General features: G+C 42.3%; 4 protein-coding genes. 2 read left to right on the plus strand and 2 right to left on the minus strand.

Features of this window, described 5'->3' with window-relative positions; genetic code table 11:
• Together VIP81_RS16920 and VIP81_RS16925 are read right to left on the minus strand one after the other, a co-directional pair.
• A partial coding sequence (locus tag VIP81_RS16920) for a hypothetical protein (RefSeq protein WP_331963375.1) occupies positions 1-460 on the minus strand: 460 nt, incomplete at its 3' end.
• 66 nt (positions 461-526) lie between these two features.
• The gene (locus tag VIP81_RS16925) at positions 527-895 is read right to left on the minus strand and encodes a hypothetical protein (protein WP_331963378.1); all 369 of its coding nucleotides are present in this window, start codon (positions 893-895) and stop codon (positions 527-529) included.
• 585 nt (positions 896-1,480) lie between these two features.
• Between VIP81_RS16925 and VIP81_RS16930 the strand changes: the two genes are divergently transcribed.
• Both VIP81_RS16930 and VIP81_RS16935 read left to right on the plus strand, forming a co-directional pair.
• Positions 1,481-2,767: a TlpA disulfide reductase family protein gene (locus tag VIP81_RS16930; RefSeq protein ID WP_331963381.1), complete on the plus strand. Its 1,287-nt coding sequence runs from the start codon at positions 1,481-1,483 to the stop codon at positions 2,765-2,767.
• A gap of 39 nt (positions 2,768-2,806) precedes the next feature.
• Positions 2,807-4,274: carboxypeptidase-like regulatory domain-containing protein (locus VIP81_RS16935; protein ID WP_331963384.1), on the plus strand; the 1,468-nt coding region annotated here is incomplete at its 3' end.

Below are 4,274 nucleotides of genomic sequence, written 5' to 3' on the forward strand. Positions count from 1 at the left end.
CAACTTTAGGTTCTATCTTCAAGTTTGAAATAGCAACAAAAGGAGTGACATTTTTATAAACAACGGTATATTCAACAATAGCCTTTTTATCATTTTTCAGTATCTGCATACCTGTTATCTCATTGAAGTGCTGTTCTGCCAGTTTCACTTTTTGGATGTCGATTTTTTTATCCTTTTCCGGCGTTTCGAGAAGATACGGTTTGGCCTTATCAGTGAAGAAAATGAAAGGAGAACCCATTTCTGCCAATGTCTGCTTACGCTTTAATGTGATATATCCTTCTTCTTCCAATTTTGTATCCAATGCTCTGGCAGCGTGTTTAGGGTCGGCGGTATAAATATCCCAATCGATGGTACGTGGGTATTCCGCTTTAATCAGTTCTGCCGCCTTCTCTCTTGTAAGTTTTTTGGAACCGCAGGAAACAAGCAGGAATGCCGCTACAATAAAGGATAGTACTTTCATGTCGTGGTTATTTGGGTTACTAAATTAACTGGGTTATCAGTTCTGGTTAACAATACAATTTACGGCTTATTTTTTACTTCCTTTGCCGGGTTTCTTTTTATTCACTTGCTTCTTTTCTTGTAATTTAATCGAGTTAATTACGTCCTTTTCAGGAATGGCTTCACAATATGCCAGCCAGGTACTAAGCGGAACACCCAATGATTCTGCTATCTGTTCCAGGGTTGTATAATTGGGATTGCGCTTTCCCAAAGAGATAGTATGAATAACATTCCAACTAAGCCCGGAAGCATTTTCCAGTCCTCTCAATGTGGTTACAAGGCTGTTATCTTCAATCTTCTTTTCTTCATTTTCCTCAGCAGTCTTAGCATTTTCTTCTATCCATCTTCTTAAACCCAATCCTAGCCTATACTTGTAATAGTTTTTATCTTTTTCCATGTGGTGGAAAGTGCAGACATCTAAAAAATAAATTGGCACTCGATCGAGTACTTTTTGTTTTTTTTCATTACATTTACATTAACCGAAAGATGATAAAGCAATCATCTGAAAGTATATACGAAAAAAATGTTAGTAAATGCGTATGATTGTATTTGCAAATACATCGTGATGGTGTATTTTTGCGACCTTATAAAATAATGATATTAAGCGATTTGCTTAAGTTCTCAGGATCGACAAACTACGACGAATGGCATCCGGAGACTGAGTGATTCGCTCACGCTATGGCGTGGGCGTTTCTATTCGGTGCCAGGGTGTCGTAGCCCAGTCGGCCGGTAGGGACTAACCCACGCCTTTTTTGTGTCCCTATCTGTCATCAACTCCTTATTATATAATCTCGCGCTTCCCCATGTGGCATAAATAACTAACAACTGATTCAATACAATGGGGTAAGAATTAAGGCAGCCCGTGAATGTCTATTCACCGGGGCTTTACAATCCAGCAGCCAATTTCAAGTAATTAACCGCTAAATCTGATATAAACCGCTCAGTAAACAACCGTCTTCCATAATCATCAAATCACATCATCATGAAAAGATTATTTTTCCTGATAGGGATACTTTTGCCATGTCTTCCCTGCTTACCGCAGAGTGGTCGGATTGCACCACTTAATATAGGTGATCAGGTGCCGACAGTTCCCTTGCTACACACCGTAAACTTATCAAGCAATCAGACTTCCCTTAATTTTTATCGGGGCAAACTATTACTCCTGGACTTCTGGACCACCAATTGCAGCAGCTGTATTGCAGGTCTTGCCAAGCTGGATAGCCTGCAGAAGCAATTCAATAACCAAATCCAGATAGTCTCCGTTACATCGGAGAGAAATGCCGTAGTAAGAAAATTCTATGCTAACGGCAAAATACACCGCCCTCCGTTAGCGACCATTACTGATGATAGCCTACTACACGCATATTTCCCCCATGCCTCCATTCCTCATGTAGTATGGATTGATCCGGCTGGTAAAGTCTTATCATTTACCTACGCAGAATATGTAACAACAGAGAACATACGTATGGCTTTGGCTGGTAAAATGGATCACCTATCGGTGAAAAACGACATTGCTAAACAGGACTATTCGCTCCCAATGATGAAGCCTATAATTAACCTCCGGTCACAAGAACCCATATTCTATAGTGTCCTTACTGGATATTCGCCGGGGCTTGTCATGAAGTCAGGTATTGAACTGGACAGCAGTCAGCAGGTGATGCGCAGATATGCAACCAACTGGTCCGCAGTAGAACTGTATCTAATGGCGTTGAAAAAATTAATAAACTTTCCACGTAACCAAATAAGGTTTGATCTTCCCAATCCGGAAAAATACCTATATACGCCTGACCAGGGCTATTTCTTTGATTGGCAGTTACGCCATGCTCACTGTTACGAAATCCGCTGTCCACCTAATACCACCAAGGCGCAACTTCAATCTTTTATGCTCAATGATCTTAACCGCTACCTGCATCTTAAAGGCGGCATACAGCTGTTGCCTGTTCAATGCCTTATCCTCAAACGAGATTCTTCCTTAATCCGGTTGTCCTCCACAGGTGGACCATCGGAAGTAAAGACGAATGCTAATGGTGACCTGCTGTTCATACAAAACACAACCATCAGCGCATTGCTATATCAACTAAACAACATGCAAGGTATTCCACCTATAATAGATAGTACTGGCATCTCCAACAGGATAGACCTTTCACTCAATATCCCTTATGGAAACCGTACTGCATTGGAGGCAGCCCTATCCCGATATGGACTAATACTTACAGAAGAACAGCGAACAATGGAAATACTTGTAATCACAAAAGCGCCCGATTTGTAAAAATCATCAACCAACCACCCAACCATTAAATCCACGAATATGCAAGAACGAAATAATAAAACCACTTGTAAACCACGCCTGATCGCCCTGCTGGTAACGCTGGCAATTACATGGAGTTATGTTACTGCTCAGGATACCGCCAGTACCTTCATCAGGGGGCGCGTCATAAATCAGAAAAATGGAGTACCAATGTCAGGTGCTTCCATTAGATACGTAGTATCAAAGTATACAACGCGCACAACAACCGGCGGCTATTTTAGCATCAACAGGCCGGCAGTAGTCGATAGTATCATAGTTACCTATGTTGGCTTTACGGCCGTAAAATTGCCGGTTAACGCCATCAATGAAACCAGTGAAATAGTCATCCGGCTATCACCGGAGCAGACGGGATTAAAGGAAGTAATTGTTTCAACGGGATACCAATCATTATCACAGGAAAGAGCAACTGGCTCGTTTGAAAAGGTCGACCAATCGGTTTTAGACCGGAGGATCAGCAACGACCTGCTTTCCAAGCTCGATGGAACTACCAGTATTTTATTTGATCGCAGAAATAAGGGTCAGGAATTACTATTCAGGGGGCGTAGCACGTTATTCGGCAACAATGCGCCACTGATTGTAGTTGATGATTTCCCGATAGAAGGAAATTTGAACCAGATAAATCCCAATGATATTGCCAGCGTAACATTGCTCAAAGATGCTGCTGCATCTTCGATTTGGGGAGTTCGCGCAGGCAACGGTGTACTGGTGGTCACTACCAAAAAAGGAAGATACGGGCAGACGCAGAAAGTAGATGTAACCACCAATGTTACGATAACAGAGAAACCGAATCTTTACAAAGACAATGCTATGTCATCCGGCGATTTCATTGATGTAGAACGGGAGTTATTTAAGAAGGGATTTTATACGAGTGCGCTGGACAATGTATATAACCGCCCTCCGGTAACTCCGGTAGTGGAGATCTTACAACAGGAAGCTAATGGCACCATTACTCATGAACAGGCTAATGCGCGGATTGATGCTTTTAGAAATAAAGACATACGCAGCGACTTCCGAAAATACTTTTACCGTACCGCTATTTCACAGCAACACGCAGTAAGCCTTCGAGGTGGTAGCCCTAAAATAGGCTACTATTTAAGTGCTGGGTTTGACGACCTGCAAAGCGGCTTAACCCACAACGGCTCCAAAAGGATCACACTTCTTTCTGAAAACAGTTTTCAGCTTTCAAAGCGATTTTCCCTCCAGGCAGGACTACAATATGCTTACAGCAGAATCGAAAATAATAATCCCGGTCCGGAAATGATCACGCCTGGTGCTGATAAAGTCAGGTATTATCCCTATGCACAGCTGGCAGATCCGGCTGGTAATCCGCTACCACTGGTAAAAGATTACCGCTATAGCTTTATTGATACCACAGGATCAGGACTGCTTAGGGACTGGCGGTATTATCCGTTGCAGGAACTCAGACTGGCTGATAACTACAATGACTTAAATACTAACCGTTTCAAGC

Source organism: Chitinophaga sp., from assembly GCF_036566945.1.
Taxonomy (GTDB): domain Bacteria; phylum Bacteroidota; class Bacteroidia; order Chitinophagales; family Chitinophagaceae; genus Chitinophaga.